A 23,031-nucleotide genomic window follows, 5' to 3' on the forward strand; every position below is an offset into this window, starting at 1 on the left:
GCGCCAGCGTTTGAGCCGCCGGCGCTCTGCGCTGTGGTGATCCGCCAAGTTGGATCGTCAGGCCAAAAAACCAGCCAAATGATCGATCGCCGCGTGGCTGGCGCGGATCACGCCGTCGATGGTGTTCGAGCCGTTGTGGGTGCCCAGGATCACCCGCTCCATGTCACGCAGGGGGCTGTCGGCGGGCAGCGGCTCGACCTCGAAGACGTCCAGCGCGGCGGAATGGACGCGGCCCGATTGCAGCGCAGCGATCAGGGCCGCCTCGTCGATCAGGGGGCCGCGGGCCACGTTCACGATCCGCACGCCCTCCTTGCAGCGGCCAAGCACCTCGGCGTTCAGCATGTGGTGGTTGTGGCGGTTCAGGGCGCAGGTGAAGACGATGAAATCCTGATCCTCGACCCCCTCGGGCCAGGCGGCGCGGACGAGGCCGGGGATGCCGGCGTCGCCCTCGACCCCCGGATCATAGGCGGTCACGGTCAGGCCCAGGGCCTGCAGCCGGGTGACGGTGTTGCGGCCGATGTCGCCCAGGCCCACCACCGCCGCGCGGCGCCCGGTCAGGCTGATGCCGGCGGGCTTGGGCCAGCCGCCCGCGCGCACGCCGCGGTCGATCAGGAAAAGCTGGCGGGCCAGCCCGATGGTGAAGGCGGTCGCGACATCGGCTACCTCGGCCCCGAACATCTGGGGCGTGTTGGTGATCGGAATGCCAAGCTCGCGGCAGGCGTCGAAATCGACATTGTCCACGCCGATCCCCCATTTGACCGCCGCCCGCAGCCGCCCCCCGCGGGCGGCCTGAAAGACCGTGCGGTTGGCCGGGTCGTCGCCGATGATCCAGCCGTCATAGCCCGGAAGCAGCGCGACCAGTTCCTCGACGGACAACGTCTGCGTCACCTGCGCGGGGTGCAGCCGCAGTCCGCATCCGGCCGCGTAATCCATGAAACGGTCGATCTGCCCCAGCATCGGGGGGCAGGTCACGAGAACGTCCTTCATCAATGCTTCCTTTCAGGCGACCGCAGGGGCAGTGTTGTGGCGCATGGCCGCCACCGCCTCGGTCAGTGCCCAGTCCTCGGGCGTGTCGATATCCAGCGATTCCAGCTTGTCCATCACGAACAGCCGCGGCTTGCGCCCGATCCGGGCATTGGTGCGGGCGAAGCTGTCGCGCGAGAAGATGTAAAGGTTCGAGTTCTCCTCGAACCACGGCTCCAGATCCTGCGTCTGGATCAGGTTGTCGGGGTCGTGGTTCACCGGGCTCGCATCCTCGCGGTAGAAGCGGGTCTGGATCTTGTTCACGGTGAAAAGGGAATCCGCCTCTCCCGATGCGACGCCCGCACGGTAATCGGCCAGCGCGGCGCGGACCGTTTCGGGACGCAGCATGGGATTGGTCGTGTGCGTCATCAGGTAGCTGTCCGCCTGGACCGCACCCACGTCATCGGCCAGGATCAGGTTCATGGACACCGTATCGCCGCAAAGCTCGGGCTTGCGGTCGCGGATGCGGACGCGCCCGCCTTCGACCAGGCCGTTCTCGGCCAGGATGTGGCGGGCGTCGGTGTTGATCACGACCTCGTCGATCTCATCGACCGCCAGCAGGGTGTCGAGGATCCAGGAAAACAGCGGCTTGCCGTGCAGCAGGCGGAAGTTCTTGCCTTTCACCCTCTGGCTGTTAGCCTTCATGGGCAGAAGGGCGACGCACCGGTTTGAGCCACTCATCTTGATCCGTTTTCTGTGACGTTTCGGGGAAGAAATATTTCTGCTTGGCTTGCCGCGAAAGCAGCCTGTGTTCGTGGTTGCCGACATAGGAACCCACATACTGGTTCCAGCGGTAGCGCAGCATGTCCAGCTTCGATGTCGAGGTGATGCCGTTGCGCCGGGCCGAGCGCCAGTCCCCCCGCGCGCTGTCCAAGACGCAGCGCAGCACGTCCAGCCGCGACAGATGCACCTCGGGCATGATCGAGCGCAGCGCGATCGCCTCGCGCTCGAACCGGCGGCGGACCTGCGGCCAGTCTTCCTTGTGATGGTGGAAGACGGGCGCCTCGGCGACATAGGCGATGCGATGGCCTGCCGCGACAAGGCGCTTGGCAAGCTCCATGTCCTCCAGCCCGGTCAGCTCCTCGTCAAAGGGATGCGCGGCCCAGGTGCTGCGCAGCAACGCCGAGTTGGCGTTGTTGCAGAAGAATCCCTGCTGCGGGATCTGCGACACGGCGGGGTAGTACTTGGCGAAGATGCGCCGTTCGCTGTAGTTGCTGTCGTCGTCGCCGATCTGGCGGCCGTAGCTGTAGCTGGCCTGCCCGTCGATCAGCGGCTGGCACAGGTTCTGCAGCCAGCGGTCGTCCACCGGAACGCAATGGCCCGAGACCAGCACGAGGATGTCGCCGGTCGCAAAGCTGCAGCCCCGGTTCAGCGAGCGTCCGAACGAGAATTCGGCCTTGGTGATCGTCGTGACCCGCGCCCCCCGCGCAAGGGCGATCTCGACCGTGCCGTCGGTCGAGCCTGAATCGATCAGGACGGTCTCGATCTCGATTCCATCCGTCCGCTGGCGCGCGATCATCTGCAACAGGTCGCCCAGATGGCGCGCTTCGTTCAGGGTGCGAATGACGATGCTTGCACGCATACGCGCCTTCCTTCCTGTGGCCTGTCCTTTTGTACAGCCTGATACTGCAGGAGACCAAGTCCTCACAACCCACATATCCGCAGAGTGTTGCCGATCCGTCAGCGATTGCGTCCGCTGCAGCGCGCCGAGCCTGTCAGAGCCTCAGGACGGCCGGACCTGCGAGGCAGGTCAGGGTCCGTTGCCGTGTCCTGCACCGCCAAGCCGTCTATGGTCAGGTCTGGCGAAAGTTCCGCATGGTCGTGACCGTAAGGGTGCCCCGGCACGGCGCGGGCCATGCCAGCCATTCGCCATCCCGGCGATCACTTGCCCGAGGCGGCACAGACACCTGGCCGGTGGATCCGGCCGGAGCAACTGCAGACGGCAGGTGCCGCGGCATCAATCCTTCTGTCAGGCGGCCGTGGAAACCCTCAGCCCATCACCCGCAAGGGGAGATCGGCGATCAGGACCAAGCCGATATAGGTTCCGAACATCACGTAGATCGCGACGATCACGATCTTCCAGCCTGATATGCGCGCGGTGCGGAACTCCTGCGCGGTCAGGGCCAGGCCGCCACAGGCCAGCGCCGGCGCCGCCAAGGCCAGGAAGTTCAGCCTGCCGACGGCCTCGGCCACCCAGGCCGCGCCGGGGACGCCCGGAATGGTGACCAGAACCGCCAGCAGCGACACCCAGGCCACCGCCGGCAACCCGATCCGGATGGTGCGGGCCAGCACGAGACCGGCGGCCGAGGCAGCCAGCAGGACCGGCATCTCCGGCAGCGCCTCAAGGGGCGAGCTTCCCGTCGCCACCCAGTTCGCGGCCAGCCCCGCCACGGCAGCGACCAGCAGCATGGACATCTTGTCGCCGGTGCCCGGGCTGGACGGTTCCTCATCGGCAACAGCCTCGGCCAGATCCTGCAGGTCGGTGGCGCGGATCATGCCTTCTCTCCCTTCGGCGGATTGGCCGAGTTCGTCCGCCGCCATGCCGAGGCGACCGTGCGCATCCCGGTGGGGATGCCGCTGGACCGCACGGCCCTGATGGCTCCGATCAACAACCTGCGCCAGTCCAAGAAGGTGCGGGCCATGGTCCGCCGCGCCGTGGACGAGGGCGGGCGGATCGTGACCGGCGGCGGCAGGCCGCAGGCCTTCCCGCGCGGCTATTTCCACGCCCCCACCGTCATCGACGACCTGCGCCCCGACATGGAGATCGCCACCGAAGAAGTCTTCGGTCCCGTAATCGGCGCCCTCCCCTTCGGGGACGAGGACGAGGCGGTCGCGCTGGCCAATGCCACCCCTATGTCCTCGCGGACGCTGTCTGGACGCGGGATGTCGGCCACGCCCACCGGGTCGCGGCCAGGGTGCGGGCCGGAACGTTCTGGATCAGTTCCTGCAAGACCATCAACGTGATGTCGCCCTTCGGAGGCTTCCGCGAAAGCGGCTACGGTCGGTTCTCGGGGCGCGAGGCGCTGGCGGCCTGTTCGGTGACGAAAAGCGTCTGGGTCGAGACATCCGCCACCCCCGCGATGACCTTCGGCTATTCGCCGGAGTGACGACAGCAGGTCCCCTGCCAAATGGCCGCTGATGCGAGGTGCGGTTTCGGACCGGGGAAATGTTGCCCTGATGGCGCCTGTCGGGACGCCCCCCGCATCGAGATGCCGCAGGTGCAATGACGAGGCTTTCTCTCGCGCCTCTGCCGCCGGCAGGTCCGGCAGGATCAGGGCGTCCGCGCGATCCCGGATTTCACCCGCCGGATCGGGATCGAGCTTTCGATGTTCGACACGCCCGGCACCCTGGTCAGCCGGGCGGTCAGGAAGGTCTCGTAGGTGGCCAGGCTCTCGGTCACGATCCGCAGCAGATAGTCGCGGCTGCCGGTCATCAGCCAGCAGTCCACGACCTCGGGGAAGCTGCGGATGGCGGATTCGAACTGTTCCAGCGCCCGGTCGATCTGCCGGTCGAGCTGCACCGACACGAAGACCGTGATGCCGTAGCCAAGCGCCGCCTCGTCGATCAGCGCGGTATAGCCGGTGATGACGCCGCGGCTTTCCAGCGCCCGGATGCGGCGCGCGACCGGGGTGGGGCTTAGGCCCACGCGCTCGCTGATGTCCTGCACCGGCATGCGCCCGTTTTCCCGCAGCAGGCGGAGGATTCTGATCTCGAATGAATCAAGTTGAGCGGATGTCACTCGAAAACTATTCCTTGCCGCGCGTTTCCCCCCGCAATCCAGCGCATGACGGCTGAAATCGCAAGGTTCCTCTCGCCCGCCTGCGCTATGCTGCGCCAAAGCGGAGGCGAACCATGACCAACCCCCATCTGAAGACCGTCGAGCAGCGCCTGTTGTGGCTGTCCCACTGGATGATCCACAACGCCAACCACATCCGGCCCAAGGCGGACGGGATCAAGGTGGGCGGGCACCAGGCGTCCTCGGCGTCCATGGTGTCGATCCTGACGGCGCTGTATTTCACCGCGCTACGGCCGCAGGACCGGGTGGCGGTCAAGCCCCATGCCTCGCCCATCTTCCATGCGATGCAATACCTGATGGGCAACCTCGACCGCGAGCGGATGGAGAATTTCCGTGGATACGGCGGGGTGCAGTCCTATCCGTCACGGACCAAGGACGTGGACGACGTGGATTTCTCGACCGGCTCGGTGGGCTTGGGGGTGGCGGTCACGGCCTTCGCTTCGCTGATCCAGGATTACGTCGCCGCCAAGCCATGGGCGGGCGACCAGCCGATGGGCCGGATGATCGCGCTGATGGGCGACGCGGAACTGGATGAGGGCAACATCTACGAATGCCTGCAGGAAGGCTGGAAGCACGACCTGCGCAACTGCTGGTGGGTGATCGACTACAACCGCCAGTCGCTGGATGGGGTGGTGCGCGAAGGATTGTGGAGCCGGATCGAGGCGATCTTCGGCGCCTTCGGCTGGGACGTGGTGCGGGTGAAATACGGCGCCCTGCAGCGCGCGGCCTTTGCCGAGCCGGGGGGCGAGGCGCTGCGCCACTGGATCGACGCCTGCCCCAACCAGCTTTATTCGGCGCTGACCTATCAGGGCGGCGCGGTCTGGCGGGCGCGGCTGATGGACGACCTGGGCGACCAGGGCGAGGTCTCGGCGCTGATCGGGCGGCGGGACGACGCCGAACTCGCCGCGCTGATGGAGAACCTGGGCGGCAACTGCGTGGACACGATGGCCGAGGTCTTCGCCTCGATCGACCACGACCGGCCGACCTGCTTCCTTGCCTATACGGTCAAGGGCTGGGGCACGCCGATCGCGGGCCACAAGGACAACCACGGCGGGCTGATGACCAAGGCGCAGATGGCTGGGTGGCAGGCGCAGATGGGCGTGGCGCAGGGGCAGGAATGGGACCGCTTCGCCACCGTCCAGGACGTGGAGGGCCTTCAGGCCTACCTCGACCGCGTGCCCTTCTTCGCCAAGGGGACGCGGCGGCTTCATGACGACACCATCGCCGTGCCGGGGATCGAGGTTGCGGTGGACCGCGAGATCTCGACCCAGACCGCCTTCGGCAAGATCCTCGACCAGTTGGCGCGCGGCGACAGCACACTGGCCGAGCGGCTGGTGACGACCTCGCCTGACGTGACCGGCACCACGGGCCTGGGGCCTTTCGTCAACCGGCGCAAGCTCTTCGCCCGCAACCCGCTGGCCGACACCTTCCAGGCCGAGAAGATCCCGTCCACCGCGAAATGGGATTTCACCCCCGAGGGCCAGCATATCGAACTCGGCATTGCCGAGATGAACCTGTTCCTGCTGCTGGCCGCCGCGGGGCTCTCGCATTCGCTGTTCGGGCGGCGGCTGATCCCGGTGGGGACGCTTTATGATCCCTTCGTCAACCGGGGGTTGGATGCGCTGAACTATGCCTGCTACCAGGATGCCCGCTTCATCGTCGCGGGCACGCCCTCGGGCGTGACGCTGGCGCCGGAAGGGGGGGCGCACCAATCGGTCGGCACGCCGCTGATCGGGATGAGCCAGGACGGGCTGGCGGCCTTCGAGCCCGCCTTTGCCGACGAACTGGCCGTCATCATGGAATGGGCCTTCGACTATCTGCAGCGCGACGGGGAAGGTGATCCGGACGAACGAACCTGGCTGCGCGACCAGACCGGCGGCTCGGTCTACCTGCGGCTTTCGACAAACCCCATCGAGCAGCCCGGCCGCCGCCATGACGAGGCGTTTCGTCAGGGCGCCATCGACGGCGCCTACTGGCTGCGCCCGCCGGGGCCGAACTGCGACGTGGTGATCGCCTATCAGGGTGCCGTCGCGCCCGAGGCTATCCGCGCCGCCGGCATGATCGGCGAGGGGCGGCGCGACGTGGGCGTGCTGGCCGTGACCTCGGCCGACCGGCTGAACGCGGGCTGGACCGCCGCCCAGCGGGCGCGGGCGCGCGGCAATGCCGCCGCGCTGTCCCATGCCGAGGCGCTGCTGCAGCCCCTGCCCCGCGACTGCACGCTGGTCACGGTGATCGACGGGCATCCGGCGACGCTATCCTGGCTGGGGGCGGTCGCGGGCCACCGGACGGTCCCCTTGGGGGTGGAACATTTCGGCCAGACCGGCAGCATCGGCGACCTCTACCGCCATTTCGGCATCGACGCCGAGACCATCGCCCGCCGGATCGCCGGCCTGACCGCCGGCCGGCCCATCCCCGGCCGCGCGGCCTGAGCGCTCTGCCCGTCAGCAACCACGCGATTGCGCCTCATCAGCGGATCGCGTGGTTCTTTCCGGTCCGTGGCCCCGTCTTCCACCGCAAAGAACCCGCCAACCGGGACCGCGAGGGTCATGCCGCGCGAAAGCCTTGTCGCGGAAGTGCGGGCAAAGGACCGCTCCGATGAACTCCTGACCGAAGCGTGCGAAGACCACGAACGACGCCAAGGTGAGCGCGGGCCAATGCGCGGCCTTTGCGCATCTTCATGCCGTGCATGGAACTGGTGACTTGGCAGGCTTCGGGATCGCTGGCACGATGCCTTTGCCCCTTCCCTTCTCTCAGGATCATCCGGGATGCCAACCTACTTCCTGTCCAACGACCGGCGGAGCGTGCAGGAAGATCCCTATCTGCTGCAGTTGAAGAACGGCGTCCTTGTGACGCTCTGGACCGATCTGAATCTGGAATCCTCATTCGGCGTCTACATGCGGTTTCAGAACGGGGACCTGAGCGCGGGAAGCCCGGCCCCCGCCCGCGTCAACAACCTGACCGCCGACATCCAGCGCGGACCGGCCGCCACTGCCTTCAACGACGGCAGCTTCGCGGTCATCTTTGAAAGCCGGGGGGCTTCGGCGGTCAACGGGCACGAGGACGCCTTCTATGACAGCTATATCCGCTTCTATGACGCCGACGGATCGCCCAGGGGGGCGGCGCGGCAACTGACGCCGAATGTCAGCAAGGACCATTACGCTTCGGACATCACCACCCTGTCCAACGGCCAGTCGGTCACGCTGGTCGTAAGGGACGAAGGCGGCGGCCGCTATGATCTTCTTGCCTATCGCCACGGACCCACAGGCGCGCAGGTGGGCAACCCGACGCTGCTGGTGGACAATGCCCCCGTTTATGTGAACTCGTGGCGGGGCGCGGATTATCTTGCCCCGTCCATCGCCGCCGGCGCCAACGGGACCTATGCGGTCAGTTGGCACCAGCGCACGGCGCAGGATGGGCAGAACGGCTATGCGATCTGGACCCAGGTTTATCGCCCCGATGGCTCGGCCCTTGGTCCCGCGCGCGTCGTGGCGCCCGTCGTCCCCCACAGCCAAGAGCAGTTCGGCCTGGACCAGAGCTATTCGGAACTCGCGGGCCTGAGCACCGGGCGCTGGGCCGCCGCCTGGCATCGCGACGAGCCGAACAACGTCCATGCCGATGACGTCTATTTCCGGCTGCTGAACGCCAACGGCACCGGGGCCACGAATCCGGTGATGGTGAACTCGGACCGCCAAGCCGGCAACCAGAGCCTGCAGGATGTCGTGGACCTCGGGGCCGGGCGGGTGCTCGTGACCTATTTCCACTATATCAGGGACGCGATCGGCGGGCTGTTCGACGGCGGTCTGCTGATGGGAAGGGTATTCGGGACCGGAGGGCAGGCGATCACGGGGTCCTTCCAGCTCAGCGAAGGGAACCCTTATTTCGAGATGACCGGCGGCAATGCCCTCGTCAACGGAGCCGGCCAGATCGTCGCCTCCTTCAGCGCCGAGCTTTCCCAGGCGAACAGCACCGATGTTCTGGGCGTGGTCCGCCCGCTGACCCTGCCCGCGGTGAACGGGGGCGCGGGCAACGACCGTATCGCGGGCACTTATGTCAATGACGTGATCCGCGGCAACGCTGGCAACGATGTCCTGCAGGGGAACCGCGGCAACGATTCGCTTTACGGCGGGGCAGGCAACGACACGCTTCATGGCGGCGATGGCAATGACCGGCTGGAAGGCGGGGCCGGCCAGGACCTGCTGTGGGGTGACGCAGGAAACGATCTGCTCGACGGCGGGGACGGCCATAACATCATCAACGCCGGCACCGGGAATGACACGGTACGAAGCGGTGCGGGATCGGACACGGTCAACGCGGGCGCCGGCAACGACAGCGTGGGCTCGGGTGCCGGGGGCGACCGGGTCTATGGCTTGGAGGGCAACGACACCATCGATTCCGGCGCCGGGCATGACATCATCATCGGCGGCGCCGGCAACGACCTGCTGCGCGGCGGCACGGGCAACGACGACCTCGCGGCCGAGGCGGGCAGCGACACGCTTGACGGCGGCGCCGGCAATGACATGCTGCGGGGTGGTCCGGGCGCCGACCTGTTCATCTTCAACGACGGTCTGGACACCATCCGCAACTTCGATCCCACGCAGGACCGGATCGACCTGCGCAGCTTTGCGGGGCTGGACAACTGGGCCGATGTGCGCGGCCATCTGCGGCAGGAAGGCGGCCATGTCACCTTCCGCCACGGCGATGACGCGCTCAGGATCGACTGGACCCGGCTTGTGGCCCTGGGGTCGGACGATTTCATCTGGTGATCTGCCGCTGCTGACCGATCAGGCGCCGAAATGCCCATTCCAGAGGCGTAGCGCTGCAAGGGCACGATCTTCGCCGGGACAAACCTGATTCAGAGGCGGATCCCGGAAACCTCCTGCAGAACTCGGGACAGATGCAATCCGAACTTCTTGCCTTGGCTGTCGGGCTTGAACGAGACCATCAGCACCAGCGTGTGCCGCAGTCATGCGGGCCTTGCGGCCATTGCGCGCGCTACCGACCCCGGCATGATTTTCCCTTCGCACCAGGTTGCGGATCAGCCACTCACATCCTCATACCCGCGCCACCATCGTGCCGGGTCGGATCGGCTTGTTGGTGACTTGCGCCAGCCAGCTTACCGCGTGCAGCCTGATGCTTCTAGCCGTGATGATGGGGCTCACAGCCCCATGACCAAGGCAGAATTGCGGCATCAGTCACCAGAGACAGCCCGCCCGACCAAGTGAACGCAACCACAACTTGGGGGACAAGGCCACAATGCAATTCCTGCGCACAGGCAGTCGCATCAGTGGCAGTGAACCTCGCCCGCCTTCTTGTCCATATGGCAGCACTGGCCCGGCGGGGACGACTTTTGGCACCCGCCACCGTGGGCCGTCGCGGCCGAAGCAGTGAAGGCCATAGCAGCGTCCAGCGCCGCGCAGAGAATCAGTAATCGAGACATGGAAACCGGCATCTGGATAGCCTGCTCTGGATAGGCCGACAGGGGCGAACCCTGAACCTGTCCAAGCGGACAAGAGCCCACAATATTTCCGTGCCGCCTGTGTGCATGTCACGTGAATACGCAAGACACGCGAAAGTAGCCGCTTGGCCAAACCAGTAGATTTTAAAGATGAAATGGTGCCCGGAGACGGATTTGAACCGCCGACACGCGGATTTTCAATCCGCTGCTCTACCAACTGAGCTATCCGGGCCCTTGCCGGGCGTCCTGCCCGCGGGTGCAGCGTTCCTAGACAAGCCGGGATCGGCTGTCCAGAGCGAAAATCAATCCTCGTTCCCCGGGCGTGGGATGTCGCCCGCAGGCTCGCCGGGGATGGCATAGTCGCCGCGCAGCCAGCGTGCGAGATCCACATCCGCGCAGCGCTTGGAACAGAAGGGGCGATAGTCCGGCACCGCGGGCTTGCCGCAGATGGGGCAGGTCATTCGTCTTCTCCCGCAAGGGCGACGGCGACCAGGGGAACACGGTCGCGCTTGCGGTTCAACTCGTAAAGACCCATCGCGGTCCATCCGACCAGCGTGGTTTCCGTGCCCTCGGCCTTGAAGGCGGCGCGCAGCACCTGTTCCAGCGTGCCGCGGTCGCGTTTCGGCATGGGGGCGAAGTCGATCACCACTTGCCCGCCCAGGCCCCGCAGCCGCAACTGCCGCGGCAGGTCGCGGGCCAGCGCGATATTGGCCTTGAGCGCCGCGGCCGGCGAGGTGTCGCGGCCGGTGTTCACGTCCACGGCGACCAGCGCCCGGGTCGCCTCGATCACCGCGAAGCCGCCGCCGGGCAGGTCAAGCTCCGGGTCCAGCAGGGCGTCGATCGCGGCAGTGACGCCATGACTGTCAAAGGCGTCGTCGCTGTCGTCCACATCGTCGGGCGGGGGATCGGCCCAGTCGATCCAGGCGGCGCGCCAGGGCAGTTCGGCATCGACCAGCAGTTCGGGACGGCCCTGGGTGTCGCTCATCACCGCGGTCGCCAGCGTGACAATCTGGGACAGCTCGTCGGCGATTTCCTCGTCCTCGGCACCGGCAGCAGCGCTTCGCATCACGAGGCCCAGGCTTTCCGCTCCCCCCTCCAGCGCCGCAGAGCCAAGCGCCACCAGCCGGGCCCGTCGTTCCTCGTCACGGATGCGGCGCGAGACATTCACGCCCGGCGCACCCGGAGTCGCGATGGCCGTCTGGCCGCGGAACAGGACGCGCTGGCTGACCGGGATGGCCTTGCCGTCGTCGGGCGCCCCCGTCACCTGCACGATCAGCACCTGCCCTTCGGACAGGCCGCGCGCATCGCGCAGAAAGCCGCGCTCGCCTTCCGGCAGGCGGACGAAGACGCCGCCCTGCCCCTTGACCAGCCGGTCCACCACAGCGCGGCAGATCGCGCCCGGCGGCAGGGTGGTCAGGGCGGAAAGGTCGAACAGCAGATCCTCGACCCGGCCATCGACCATCAGGGCGGCGGCCTCGCGGCCCCATTGCTGGCCCAGAACGACCTGGCGTCCCTTCATCTGGCAACTCCATCGGGGGCGTGGCCCGGAACGATCCCGCAGGCCGCAAGCAGCATGGCGGTTTCCGACAGCGGCAGGCCGACGACAGCAGTGAACGAGCCCTGCATCCACGGCACGAAGGCGCCGGCAGGCCCCTGGATGCCGTAGCCCCCGGCCTTGCCGCGCCAGTCGCCGCCGGCGACGTAATCCGCGATCTCGGCGGCGGAAAGCTGGCGCATCCGCAGGGTGGCTTCCACCAGCCGGTGCCGGGCGCGGCCCCCGGCCTCTACGGTGACGGCGGTCAGCACCCGGTGGCGGCGGCCGGACAGCAGCCGCAGGAAGGCCGTGGCCTCGTCCTCGTCGGCGGGCTTGCCGAGGATGCGGCGGCCGGCGACCACGGTGGTGTCGGCGGCCAGCACCACGCCATCCTCGACCGCCGAAACGGCGGCGGCCTTCTCGGCGGCCATGCGGGCCACATAGGCGCGCGGCGTCTCGTCCTTCCGGGGCGTCTCGTCGATGTCGGCGGGGATGATGGCATCGGGCGCGATGCCGATCTGCGCCAGCAGTTCCAGCCGGCGCGGGCTGGCCGAGGCCAGAACGAATCGCGGAACGGCCTTACTTGAAGCGGTAATTGATCCGCCCCTTGGTCAGGTCATAGGTGTTCATTTCCACCTGCACCTTGTCGCCGGCCAGAACCCGGATGCGGTTCTTCCGCATCTTGCCTGCCATATGCGCGATGATCTCATGGCCGTTTTCGAGCTCGACCTTGAACGTCGCATTGGGCAGGAGTTCCTTCACGACGCCGGGGAATTCGAGCATCTCTTCCTTGGCCATGTTCTCTCCTGTAGGAAGACCGCGCAAAGCGGACCCCGGCGATATGCCGTCAAGTCCCGCTGTTTTCAAGAGGAAAGCCGTGTGAATCGGGCCGCATGCGGCTTGATGCCGCCTTGCCGCCGTTCACGCGGCGTTCACGTCCCTTTGGCCGGTGTCACGCAGACGTGGGGGGAACGCAACCGGAGTTTTGCGGTTCACTGCAGGACGACCCGCGCAAGGCGGGCAGCATTGCGCGGCGATGCCGCGCCCGATGAAGGACCTGACATGCCGCGTAGAACCCTCCGCAACACGACCGCACTGGCGCTGGGGCTGAGCGTCGCCCTGCCCCATTTCACCGTCGCGCAGACGGCGCTGATCGAGGAGAAGCCGGCCTCGCTGGTCATGGCGCAAGCCGAAACGGGCAACCCGCCGGAGGTGCCGTCAGAGGCCCCTGAGGGCGCGGGCGCATCCGGGGAGGCCGTTGAAGCGGCAGAGGAAACCGCCCAGACGGAAGCCGAGGCAGCCTCTGCGGAAGCGCCTGCCGGGGAGGCCGAGGAGACTGCGGCAGAGGCCGAAGCCGCGGCTGAGCCCGCAGCCGAGGAGACCGGCGATGCGATGATGGCACCCGAGGCCGTTGTGCCGGAAGCCCAGCCGGAAGCGGAGGCCCGGCCAGAGCCGGTCGAGGCCGCCGAGCCGGAGACCGAACCTGCGCCGGAACCTGCCGCTGACGCCCAACCCGACGCAGCCTCGGCCGAGCCCGAGGCTGAACCAGCCGCACCGCAAGCCGAACCCGCGGCAGAGCCTCAGGCCGAAGCGGCACCGGAACCCGTCCCCGAGGCGCCTGCGCCGGTCGCAGTGGAAACGACAACCGAGCCGGAAGCGCAGACGACCGATGAACCCGAGGCCTCGGCCAATGATGCTGCAGAGGCCACCGTTGACACGGAAGCCGCGGAGGCCACGACAGACGGCGGGATGCCGGGCGAAGCGGACCTTGCGCGTGCGCTGGCCGAGGAAGGCGAGTCCGAAGCCGACGCAGCCGGGACCGCATCCGACGCCAGCGCCCCCGCAACCGGCGACAACGCAGCGGATGCGACAACCGCCATCGCTGCGCCGGGTGACAGCGAGGCGGATTCCAATACGGGCGAGCCTTCCCCGGAAGGTGAGCTTGTCGAAGCGCGCGAGGTGCCCGAGGCCGAGGCCCCCACGACCGACATCTCGCGTGAGGCCGCGGCTGGCGGCACGCCCCCCGCGGCGGCGGCCCTTGCTGAATCGGCGGCACCGGTCACGTCCAGCGAGACGCGCGAGGTGACGGACGAAACCTCCCGCAGCGCCACCGAGGACTTCCAGACGGACCTGCGCGGCGAGTTGCGGGCAAGCGGGGCTCCAGTTGTCGGCGGCGCGGCGCAGCAGGACGCCGCGCAGCAAGGCACCTCGGCAGAGGCTGGGGCTGATCAGGACACCCGGTCCGCCGCCGCTGCACGGGACGGGGATGACGATGACGACCGCAGCAATCTGGAACAGGTGCTGCGGCAGGCGGTTCTTCCGGCGCTGGCGGGGCTTGCCGTGGGCCAGCTTCTGTCGAACGACCGGCAGGTGGCGCTGAACACCGGCGACCGCGTCGTGGTGACGCGCCCCGATGGCAGCCAGGAGATCCTCAAGGACGACAACGCCCTGCTGCTGCGCCCCGGCTCGACCGTGCAGACCGAGGAATACGCCGACGGCTCGACCCGCACCATCGTCAGCCGCGAGGATGGCAGCCAGGTGGTGACGATCCGCGATGCCGACCTGCGCGTGCTGCGCCGGACGCTGGTGCAGCCCGACGGCACCACCACCGCGCTGATCGACGAAACCGCCGCCGTCGCGCCGGTGGACGTAGCCAACCTGCCGCCGCCCGCCCGCCCGATCACGGTCGCGCCCGGCCAGCAGTTGTCCGAGGATGCGCTGCGCGAGGCGCTGCGGCGTGAAACGCAGGTTGGCCGGACCTTCACCCTGGGCCAGATCCGCAACATCCCCGAGGTGCGGGCGCTGGTCGCGCCGGTCGAGGTGCAGGCGATCACCTTTGACACCGGTTCGGCCGCGATCAAGCCGGACCAGGCGCAGGCCCTCTCCACCCTGGGGCGCGTCATCGCCGAAAGCATCCGCCGCAACCCGGCCGAGATCTACATGATCGAAGGGCACACCGACACCGTCGGCGCCGACGCGATGAACCTTGCCTTGTCCGACCGCCGGGCGGAATCCGTCGCGCTGGCCCTGACCGAGTTCTTTGGCGTCCCGCCGGAAAACATGGTCGTGCAGGGCTATGGCGAGCAGTTCCTGAAGGTGCCGCAGGAAGGCGACATCCGCGCCAACCGCCGCGCCGCCGTCCGCCGGATCACCGACTTGCTGGCGCGGAACTGAGGGGGGTTGCCTCCCCGCCCACAAGCCTGAAACCAGAGGCCGGGGAAGTTCCCCGGCCTCTTTCCATGTGTCAGTCGGGCCGCTGCCATACAGTGCGGAAGGCGTCGTTTGCCGCCAGCGCCGCCGAGGCGGCGCTGAGGTCAAACCCCGGCAGCGCGGCGAAGGCATCGGCAAGCGCCGCCGCACCTGCCGCCTTGATCGGGATTAGCAGCGCCTCTCCGGTGCGGGTTTTCAGCCGCCAATGCGCGTGGCCCTCAAGCCGGATCAGGCGGATCTGGCTCAGATCGCGCAGCGCAACCTCTCCGCCCAGCGCCCTTGCGCCATAGTAGCGGATCGCGCCCTCCTCGATCTCGACCAGACCGGGCGCGGCGATCTCGACCGCGAAGCGGCGGCGGCGCCAGGCGCCCCAACCCCAGAGAATCGCGAAAGCCAGGATCGCGCCCCCGAGCGGCTGCAGCAGCAGCCCGCCCAGCGAAAAGATCCAGATCCCGGCAAGGCCGGTCAGCACCGCTGCTGCCACCTCGCGCCATGGCTTGAAGCGGGCGACCAGTTCGGGGCGGATCACAGCGTCAGGCTCATGTCCCGGTGGGGGATGCCGGCGTCGTCGTATTCGGGGCCGTAAGCCGCGAAGCCCAGCTTTTCGTAGAAGCCAATGGCGTAGGTCTGCGCCCCCAGCTTCGCCGTCCTGACGCCCCGCGCGCGGAGTTCATCCAGCGCCGCGCGCATCAGCGCCGCCCCTGCGCCGGTTCCACGCGCCTCGGGCAGCAGCGCCACCCGGCCGATCTTGGCCGTCCCGCCGTCGATCAGCAGGCGGGCAGTTCCCACAGGCCGCTCGTCCTGCGTCGCCAGCAGATGCACGGCAGTGGCGTCATGTTCGTCCAGTTCGATCTCTTCGGGGACGTTCTGCTCCTCGATGAAGACGCGGCGCCGGATGGCGAAGCAGGCGGGGATATCGTCGGTGACACAGATCTTCATTCGAAATACCGCTGCAGGATGGACTGGTAGATGGCCTTGAGCTGGTGGACCTGCTCCACCGGGACGCGCTCGTCCACCTGATGCATGAAGGCGCCGACAAGGCCGAACTCGACCACGGGACAGTGGTCCTTGATGAAGCGCGCGTCCGAGGTGCCGCCCGAGGTGGACAGCACCGGGACGCGCCCCGTATGCCCGGTGACGACGCCCGCCACCAGATCGACGAAGGGGCCGGGCTTGGTCACGAAGGACTCGCCGCTGACCGTGACCTCGATGCCCATGCGGACGCCGGTTTCGGCCTCCACCGCCGTCGCGCGTTCGCGCAGCATGGCGGTCAGGCTGTCGCCGGAATGGGCGTCGTTGAAGCGGATGTTGACGGTCGCAGTGGCCCGTTCGGGGATGACGTTCGAGGCCGGGTTGCCGCAGTCGATGGTTGTGACCTGCAGCCCCGAGGGGTCGAAATGCGCGGTCCCCCGATCCAGCGGATGCGCCGTCAGTTCCCCCAGCAGCCGCACCAGCGCATGCAGCGGGTTCAGCGCACGATGCGGATAGGCCGCGTGGCCCTGCCGCCCCACAGCGGTGAGATGCGCGGTCAGGCTGCCGCGGCGGCCGATCTTGATCATCTCGCCCATCGCCTCGGGGTTCGAGGGCTCGCCCACGATGCAGACATCCATGCGCTCGCCGGCATCGCGCATCCAGTCCAGGATCGCGCGGGTGCCGTCGCGGGACGGACCTTCCTCGTCGCCGGTGACGGTCAGGATCACCGCGCCGTCGGGGGGCGTCCCGGTCACGAAATCCATCGCCGCCGCGACGAAGGCCGCGACCCCCGACTTCATGTCGGTCGCGCCCCGGCCCCAGATCATGCCGTCCACCAGCGCGCCGGAAAACGGCGGATGCGTCCAGCTTGCCGGATCGCCGGGCGGCACCACGTCCACATGGCCGTTGAAGCCGAAGCTGCGGGCGTCCTTCGCCCCCCAGCGGGAAAACAGGTTCGGGACGCCGTTCCGGTCGATCCGGTGGCACTCGAAGCCCGCAGTCTCCAGCACCGATTGCAGCAGGTCCAGCGCCGGTCCCGCGTCGGGCGTGACCGAGGGGCGGCGGATCAGGCGGGCGGTCAGCAGGGCGGCGTCGGTCATCCCATCACCTCAATGCCGCGGCGGATCAGGTTCAGCGAGGTCAGCGCCAGCAGCAGCAGCGTCCAGCGGCGGAACTGCGCCAGATCCAGCCGGTCCTGCAGCCAGAAGCCCATCTGCATCCCGATCACCGCCGGCACCACCATCAGCGCCGACAGCGGCAGCGTCTGCGCGTTCAGCACGCCCGAACCCAGATGCGCCAGCGCCAGCGCGACCGCGCCGACCAGGAAGACCACCCCCTGCACCCGGATCTGGTCCAGCTTGGACACCCCGATGGACAGCAGATAGACGATCAGCGGCGGCCCCCAGATGCCCGAGATTCCGCCGTAAAGTCCGCCGACGACCCCGCTGAGGATCTCGGCCCGGCGGTGGTGATGGACGGGCAGCGCCATGGGGCGACCGGAAAGCTGCCACAGCGCGAAGCCCAGGATCGGGACTCCCAGCGCCAGATACATGACGGGCTGCGGCAGGATGCGGGCGAAGGGCGCCGAGACGAAGATGAACAGCACCAGCGCCCCGATATGCCAGCGGAAGGCGCGGACGGATGTCATCGCCGCGCCGATGCCCTGCCGCGTCGCTTGCTGCACGTTCGTCACCAGCATCGGCAGGATCGACAGCGCCAGCGCCACGGGCGCAGGCAGGAACGATCCCAGCGCCGACATCAGGATCATCGGCATGGCGAATCCGATCGCCCCCTTGACAAGGCCCGCCACCAGCGTGGCCGTTGCCGCAAGAAGGACGAGATGGGGATCGAGGCCGAACATGGCGGCGAAACTGCCCGCATGGCCGGACGGCGGCAAGGGGGCACGGGCTGGACCTGCCGTCGCCATGGTCAAGGCCGTTAAACGGGGGAAACTATGCTGCGCCAAGCCATGCTTCTGCGCAGCATAGTTGCGCTGCAACTGCGAAAGGGTTAGCAGCAAGGCAAGCTCCATTCTTGCAGGAACAGCCCCATGCTCGACGCCCGCGCCGCCCTGACCCCTGCCGACGCGCAGGCCATCCTTCCCGAACTGGACGCGCTTCTTTCCCGTGCGACCGAGTCGCTGCGGGCGCGCGTTGGAGGCGGCAAGATCGACGCGGCCGCCTTGGAAACCGAACAGCACGCGGCGCACGCGCTGTCATGGCTCGCGACCTATGTGGAATCGCTGAGGCAGCTTTCCGCCTGGGCCGAGCGGCTGGGCGAAAGCTTCGGAGAGATCGAGGCCCTGATCCTGCAGGTCGGCTTCGGCGAATACCTGACGCAGATCACCGGCGGCATTCCGATGAGCCAGACAGAGTTCGCCCGGCTTTCGGACCTCGGCGTCGAATGGCAGCCCTCGGACGCGGCCCGCGCGGCGATGGGCGGCAACAGCCCTCAGGCCCGCGCCCGGCTGGTCGCCCTGATGCGGGACAACGCCGGCCGCGCGACGGTCGGGGCCACCGGCCTTGACGAGGATCTGGAAATGATCCGCGACCAGTTCCGCCGCTATGCCGAGGACCGGGTGATCCCCAACGCCCACGGCTGGCACCTGCGCGACGAACTGATCCCCATGGAGATCATCGAGGAACTGGCCGAACTCGGCGTCTTCGGCCTGACCATCCCCGAGGAGTTCGGCGGCCTCGGCCTCTCGAAAGCCTCGATGGTCGTCGTCTCGGAAGAACTCTCGCGCGGCTATATCGGCGTGGGTTCGCTGGGCACGCGTTCAGAGATTGCGGCCGAACTGATCCTCGTCGGCGGCACGCCCGAGCAGAAGGAACAATGGCTGCCCAAGATCGCCAGCGGGGAAATCCTGCCCACCGCCGTCTTCACCGAGCCCAACACCGGCTCGGACCTTGGGTCTTTGCGCACCCGCGCCACCCGCACCGGGGACGGCTGGGAGATCACCGGCAACAAGACCTGGATCACCCATGCCGCCCGCACCCATGTGATGACGCTGCTGGCGCGGACCGAGCCCGACACCACCGACTGGCGCGGCCTCTCGATGTTCTTGGCCGAGAAGACCCCCGGCACCGACGAGAACCCCTTCCCCACCCCCGGCATGACCGGCGGCGAGATCGAGGTGCTGGGCTACCGCGGAATGAAGGAATACGAACTCGGCTTCGACGGCTTCAAGGTCAAGGCCGACAACCTGCTGGGCGGCCAGCCGGGCCAGGGCTTCAAGCAGCTCATGCAGACCTTCGAATCCGCCCGGATCCAGACAGCGGCCCGCGCCATCGGCGTGGCGCAGTCGGCGCTGGAACTTGGGATGCAATATGCCATCGACCGCAAGCAGTTCGGCAAGGCCCTGATCGAGTTCCCCCGTGTCGCCGACAAGCTGGCCCTGACCGCCGTGGAAATCATGATCGCGCGGCAACTCACCTATCATTCCGCCTGGCAGAAGGACCACGACAAGCGCTGCGACCTTGAGGCCGGGATGGCCAAGCTGCTGGGCGCCCGCGTCGCCTGGGCCGCCGCCGACAATGCGCTGCAGATCCACGGCGGCAACGGCTTTGCGCTGGAATACACGATCAGCCGGGTTCTCTGCGACGCCCGCATCCTCAACATCTTCGAGGGCGCAGCCGAGATCCAGGCGCAGGTCATCGCCCGGCGCCTGCTGGGGTAAGCCGCCGTTGCGCGAATGGCACGGGCGCGGGTGCTCGCGCGCCCGTGCATGGACTTTGCGGCAACCCGGTGGCAGGGCCGTGCGGTATTCTCGTGAACTCAAATGCCTGATCCCCGGGGGAAGCCTGCCATGATCTCCGCCCTTCGCCTTGCCGCCGTCTCCGCGGCCCTCGCCACGCTGGCCGCCTGCGGCCCCGCCCCCCTGCCGTCCGACGGCACCGGGTTCGAAGGCGGCATCCCCTATGGCACCTACACCATGGTCGGCTTCGGGCAGGAGGCCGTGCCCACGCGCGATTCCCGCATCCGCCTGACGCCGGGCCAGATCACCGGCAACGGTCCGTGCAACAACTTTGCCGCGACCAACGCCGCAAACCTGCCGCAGATCAACGTCACCGTGATGAACTGGACGGACAACCCCTGCGGCCACAAGGGCTTCGAGGGCCGCTTCCTCGAAGCGGTCACCCAAGCCTCCGAGGCCGAATGGACCGGCGGCGTTCTCAAGATCAAGAGTCCGCTCGGCTGGATGACGCTGGAACGCTCGGGGAACTGATCGCGCGAAGGCAGCCCGTCGGGGGGTCCTTTTCCCGGCACCGCACCAGACTGCGGGCAAGGTTGGTCCCTTTCATGTCACATGCGCGACCTGAAGGGACTGGCGCTGGTTCCCGCCGTCATCAGGGGTCCTGTGGAATGCGGCCTTTCTCGCCAGCCGTCAGCCGCGCCACAAGCCTTGCGCGGGCGGCAGGCAAGGGCCGCCCCACCTGCGCCTCGGCCAGCCTCGCGTTCAGAAAATGCCCGGTCAGCGCGAAACCTGCAGCAAGGTCGTCCGGCCGTTCCGGCCCGCCCAGAATGCCCGGCAGCGGCAGCAGACGCAGCGCCCATTCGCTTGCCGCCTCGACCGTGACGGCATGGCCCGTCTTGGGCGAGACGTAAGCCAGCGCCTCCCGCGCGCCACTCACGGCACAGCGGTCCAGCGACAGGCCGAAGCCCAACTCGTCCAGAAGAAGCAACTCCCAGCGCAAGTAGAGTTCGGCCCAACCCGGCTTTCGTTCTTCATCGCCCAAATATCCTCGGGGGGCGCGGGGGGCAGACAGCCCCCCGGCTCCGGCAATTCCGTCAGAGCCGCCTGAACTGCCCGCCTCCATCGCGTCCAGCAATCCTTCGGTCGCATCCGTCAATCGCGGATGCGGGTCTCTCTCCGGCAATGCCCAGCCGATCAGCGCCGTCACTGCATTCAGCCCCGCCAGCGCATCCGCATCCGCCATCAACCCCGCGCGCGTCCGCCCCGGCTCGACGGTGAAGCTGCCAAGCTGGTCATGCAGCCGCGCCCGCCAGCGCAGGGCCAGCCGGTTGCCGGGCTGCAGCATGGCCGCGCGCTTGACGCTCGCGCCCCCCGGCACGACGCCCGAGACAAGCCCAAGCTCGCGGGTCAGCGCGGTCAGGATCACCGCGTTCTCGCCATGCTTGCGCCGCGCGATCGCGGTCGCCTCGCCCTGCCATTCCATCCGGCTTCCTTTCCCGCGCAGGCTGCCGCAAGCTGGCGCGATTGAACAGACAAGGCGAGGGAAAGATGCTGAAACCGTGGATCGAGGCTCAGGCGCGGCTGGTCGAGGTCGCAGCAGGGCGCGCGCCCGCCGACACCGTGATCCGCGGCGGTCAATGGGTCAACGTCCACACGCGCGAGGTGCTTCCCGGCCACGACATCGCCATCGCCGACGGCCGCGTGGCCTGCGTCCTGCCCGACGCATCCGCCAACATCGGCCCCGAGACGCAGGTGATCGAGGCCGAGGGCCGCTACATGGTCCCCGGCCTGATCGACGCCCACATGCATGTGGAATCGGGGATGCTGACTCCGGCCGGCTTCGCTGCCGCGGTGATCCCCCACGGCACGACCACGATCCTGCACGACCCGCACGAGATCGCCAATGTCATGGGACTCGAGGGCGTGCGGCTCATGCGCGATGAAAGCCTGATCCAGCCGATCACGATGCTGACGCAGATGCCCTCCTGCGCCCCTTCCGCGCCGGGGCTGGAAACTACCGGTTGTCCGATTACCGCCGGAGAGGTCGCGCAGGCCATGGGCTGGGACGGCGTCGTGGGCCTGGGCGAGATGATGAACTTCCCTGCCGTTTCCGCAGGCGACCCGGCGATGCTGTCCGAGATCGCCGCGACCCGCGCCGCCGGCAAGACGGTCGGCGGACATTACGCCAGTCCCGACCTCGGCCGCGCCTTCTCGGCCTATGTCGCAGGCGGTGCGGCAGATGACCACGAGACGGTGGCCGAGGCGCAGGCCGTGGCCCGCGTCCGGCAGGGGATGGGCGCGATGCTGCGGCTGGGGTCCGCCTGGCATGACGTGCAGGCGCAGATCACGGCGATCACGCAGCGGGGGCTGGACCCCTCGGGCTTCATGCTCTGCACCGACGATTCCCACGCGGGGACGCTGGTGCATGACGGGCACATGGACCGCGTGGTGCGCCATGCCGTGGACTGTGGCTGCGATCCACTGGTAGCGATCCAGATGGCGACGATCAACACCGCCCGGCATTTCGGGCTGGAACGGGAGTTGGGGTCCATCACCCCGGGACGCAGGGCCGACGTGATGCTGACTTCGGACCTGCGGGCGCTGCCGGTCGAGATGGTGGTGGCCCAAGGCCGCCTGGTGGCGGAAGACGGGCGGCTTCTGGTGGACTGCCCGCTGATCGACTGGCCGGATGCGGCGCGCAACTCTGTCCACCTCGGCCGGGCGCTGACAGCCGCCGACTTCCGCGTTCCTGCCGAGGGCACCGAGGCGGACGTCCGCGTGATCGGCGTCATCGAGAACCAGGCCCCCACCCGGGCGCTGACCGCCACCCTGCCCGTCCGCGACGGCGAGGTGATCCCCGAAGGCGTCGAGCGCATCGCGCTGGTGGAACGCCACAAGGGCACCGGCGGCGTGGTCAACGGCTTCGTGCAGGGCTTCGGCTATCGGGGGCGCATGGCCGTCGCCTCGACCATCGCGCATGACAGCCATCACATGATCGTCGTCGGCACCTGCGGAGCGAACATGGCTGCCGCCTCGGCCCGGCTGGCGGAACTTGGCGGGGGCGTTACCGTCTTCCGGGACGGAGCCGAGCTGGCCCATGTCGCCCTGCCCATCGCCGGGCTGATGTCGGAGCGCCCCGCCGCCGAGGTCGCCGAGGCCGTCGAGGCCATCAATCACGCCATCCGCGACTGCGGCTGCACGCTGAACAACGCGATCATGCAGCATGTCCTGCTGGCGCTGGTGGTGATTCCCGAGTTGCGGATCTCGGATCTGGGACTGGTGGACGTGACCCGGTTCCAGATCGGCGACGTGGTGACCGCGTCGCGGTAGCAATGGGTATTTGG

General features: G+C 68.0%; 20 protein-coding genes, 1 tRNA gene and 1 pseudogene. 7 read left to right on the plus strand and 15 right to left on the minus strand.

All coding sequences use genetic code 11. From position 1 onward, the window contains the following. Positions 1 to 57: 57 nt before the first annotated feature. The 4 genes from H5395_RS09100 to H5395_RS09115 form a co-directional block, all read right to left on the minus strand. On the minus strand, positions 58 to 987 hold the full coding sequence (locus H5395_RS09100) for a phosphoglycerate dehydrogenase (RefSeq protein ID WP_182792252.1): 930 nt from the start codon (positions 985 to 987) through the stop codon (positions 58 to 60). Positions 988 to 999: 12 nt separating this feature from the next. After that, positions 1,000 to 1,647, minus strand: coding sequence for an acylneuraminate cytidylyltransferase family protein (locus H5395_RS09105; RefSeq protein WP_370576419.1), 648 nt, complete (start codon positions 1,645 to 1,647; stop codon positions 1,000 to 1,002). Positions 1,648 to 1,657: 10 nt separating this feature from the next. Then, positions 1,658 to 2,605: a glycosyltransferase gene (locus H5395_RS09110; protein WP_182792253.1), complete on the minus strand. Its 948-nt coding sequence runs from the start codon at positions 2,603 to 2,605 to the stop codon at positions 1,658 to 1,660. 407 nt (positions 2,606 to 3,012) lie between these two features. Next, positions 3,013 to 3,519 (minus strand): hypothetical protein, encoded by a 507-nt coding sequence (locus H5395_RS09115; RefSeq protein WP_182792254.1) that lies wholly within the window; start codon positions 3,517 to 3,519, stop codon positions 3,013 to 3,015. Positions 3,520 to 3,594: 75 nt separating this feature from the next. Between H5395_RS09115 and H5395_RS09120 the strand changes: the two are divergent. Further along, a pseudogene (locus tag H5395_RS09120) lies at positions 3,595 to 4,130 on the plus strand (aldehyde dehydrogenase family protein). A gap of 164 nt (positions 4,131 to 4,294) precedes the next feature. On the opposite strand, the gene H5395_RS09125 reads toward H5395_RS09120, so the two are convergent. Beyond that, positions 4,295 to 4,762, minus strand: coding sequence for an Lrp/AsnC family transcriptional regulator (locus H5395_RS09125; RefSeq protein WP_182792255.1), 468 nt, complete (start codon positions 4,760 to 4,762; stop codon positions 4,295 to 4,297). A gap of 113 nt (positions 4,763 to 4,875) precedes the next feature. Between H5395_RS09125 and H5395_RS09130 the strand changes: the two genes are divergently transcribed. After that, positions 4,876 to 7,248: a transketolase gene (locus H5395_RS09130; protein WP_182792256.1), complete on the plus strand. Its 2,373-nt coding sequence runs from the start codon at positions 4,876 to 4,878 to the stop codon at positions 7,246 to 7,248. A 336-nt stretch (positions 7,249 to 7,584) separates the two neighbouring features. Beyond that, positions 7,585 to 9,582 (plus strand): calcium-binding protein, encoded by a 1,998-nt coding sequence (locus tag H5395_RS19335; RefSeq protein WP_182792257.1) that lies wholly within the window; start codon positions 7,585 to 7,587, stop codon positions 9,580 to 9,582. 848 nt (positions 9,583 to 10,430) lie between these two features. Here H5395_RS19335 and H5395_RS09140 read toward each other — a convergent pair. The 5 genes from H5395_RS09140 to infA form a co-directional block, all read right to left on the minus strand. Beyond that, positions 10,431 to 10,506 (minus strand) — tRNA-Phe (locus tag H5395_RS09140). A gap of 70 nt (positions 10,507 to 10,576) precedes the next feature. After that, a complete protein-coding gene (locus tag H5395_RS09145; RefSeq protein WP_182792258.1) occupies positions 10,577 to 10,735 on the minus strand; it encodes a DNA gyrase inhibitor YacG in 159 nt (52 codons plus the stop codon). Next, positions 10,732 to 11,793, minus strand: coding sequence for a ribonuclease E/G (locus tag H5395_RS09150; RefSeq protein WP_182792259.1), 1,062 nt, complete (start codon positions 11,791 to 11,793; stop codon positions 10,732 to 10,734). Before H5395_RS09150 ends, H5395_RS09145 begins: the two co-directional genes overlap by 4 nt. Then, entirely contained in the window at positions 11,790 to 12,404 is a 615-nt protein-coding gene (locus H5395_RS09155) for a nucleoside triphosphate pyrophosphatase (protein WP_182792299.1), read from the minus strand. The genes H5395_RS09150 and H5395_RS09155 overlap by 4 nt, the downstream gene beginning before the upstream one ends. Beyond that, the gene (infA, locus tag H5395_RS09160; protein ID WP_036716789.1) at positions 12,388 to 12,606 is read right to left on the minus strand and encodes a translation initiation factor IF-1; all 219 of its coding nucleotides are present in this window, start codon (positions 12,604 to 12,606) and stop codon (positions 12,388 to 12,390) included. The genes H5395_RS09155 and infA overlap by 17 nt, the downstream gene beginning before the upstream one ends. 264 nt (positions 12,607 to 12,870) lie before the next feature. Here infA and H5395_RS09165 point away from each other — a divergent pair, with 264 nt between their 5' ends. Further along, positions 12,871 to 14,982, plus strand: a complete 2,112-nt coding sequence (locus H5395_RS09165; RefSeq protein ID WP_182792260.1) for an OmpA family protein — start codon at positions 12,871 to 12,873, stop codon at positions 14,980 to 14,982. 70 nt (positions 14,983 to 15,052) lie between these two features. Here H5395_RS09165 and H5395_RS09170 read toward each other — a convergent pair whose 3' ends face one another. Genes H5395_RS09170 through H5395_RS09185 form a run of 4 tightly spaced genes read right to left on the minus strand, consistent with a single transcriptional unit; the run spans position 15,053 to position 17,917 of the window. Continuing rightward, complete coding sequence (locus tag H5395_RS09170; protein ID WP_182792261.1) at positions 15,053 to 15,547, minus strand: hypothetical protein; 495 nt, start codon at positions 15,545 to 15,547, stop codon at positions 15,053 to 15,055. Then, positions 15,544 to 15,957, minus strand: coding sequence for a GNAT family N-acetyltransferase (locus H5395_RS09175; protein ID WP_182792262.1), 414 nt, complete (start codon positions 15,955 to 15,957; stop codon positions 15,544 to 15,546). The genes H5395_RS09170 and H5395_RS09175 overlap by 4 nt, the downstream gene beginning before the upstream one ends. Beyond that, complete coding sequence (gene dapE, locus H5395_RS09180) at positions 15,954 to 17,090, minus strand: succinyl-diaminopimelate desuccinylase (protein ID WP_182792263.1); 1,137 nt, start codon at positions 17,088 to 17,090, stop codon at positions 15,954 to 15,956. Before dapE ends, H5395_RS09175 begins: the two co-directional genes overlap by 4 nt. Then, positions 17,087 to 17,917, minus strand: coding sequence for a sulfite exporter TauE/SafE family protein (locus tag H5395_RS09185; protein WP_370576420.1), 831 nt, complete (start codon positions 17,915 to 17,917; stop codon positions 17,087 to 17,089). Before H5395_RS09185 ends, dapE begins: the two co-directional genes overlap by 4 nt. 123 nt (positions 17,918 to 18,040) lie before the next feature. Here H5395_RS09185 and H5395_RS09190 point away from each other — a divergent pair, with 123 nt between their 5' ends. Both H5395_RS09190 and H5395_RS09195 read left to right on the plus strand, forming a co-directional pair. Continuing rightward, complete coding sequence (locus H5395_RS09190) at positions 18,041 to 19,669, plus strand: acyl-CoA dehydrogenase family protein (protein ID WP_182792264.1); 1,629 nt, start codon at positions 18,041 to 18,043, stop codon at positions 19,667 to 19,669. A 129-nt stretch (positions 19,670 to 19,798) separates the two neighbouring features. Then, complete coding sequence (locus H5395_RS09195; protein ID WP_182792265.1) at positions 19,799 to 20,218, plus strand: META domain-containing protein; 420 nt, start codon at positions 19,799 to 19,801, stop codon at positions 20,216 to 20,218. A 121-nt stretch (positions 20,219 to 20,339) separates the two neighbouring features. On the opposite strand, the gene H5395_RS09200 is transcribed toward H5395_RS09195, so the two are convergent. Further along, positions 20,340 to 21,170 carry a DNA repair protein RecO gene (locus H5395_RS09200; protein WP_182792266.1) on the minus strand — a complete coding sequence of 277 codons (831 nt, stop codon included), beginning with the start codon at positions 21,168 to 21,170 and terminating at the stop codon, positions 20,340 to 20,342. A gap of 65 nt (positions 21,171 to 21,235) precedes the next feature. Here H5395_RS09200 and H5395_RS09205 point away from each other — a divergent pair, with 65 nt between their 5' ends. Beyond that, positions 21,236 to 23,017, plus strand: coding sequence for an adenine deaminase (locus tag H5395_RS09205; protein WP_182792267.1), 1,782 nt, complete (start codon positions 21,236 to 21,238; stop codon positions 23,015 to 23,017). The last annotated feature ends 14 nt before the right edge of the window (positions 23,018 to 23,031 follow it).

Source organism: Paracoccus sp. MC1854 (assembly GCF_014164635.1).
GTDB lineage: Bacteria > Pseudomonadota > Alphaproteobacteria > Rhodobacterales > Rhodobacteraceae > Paracoccus.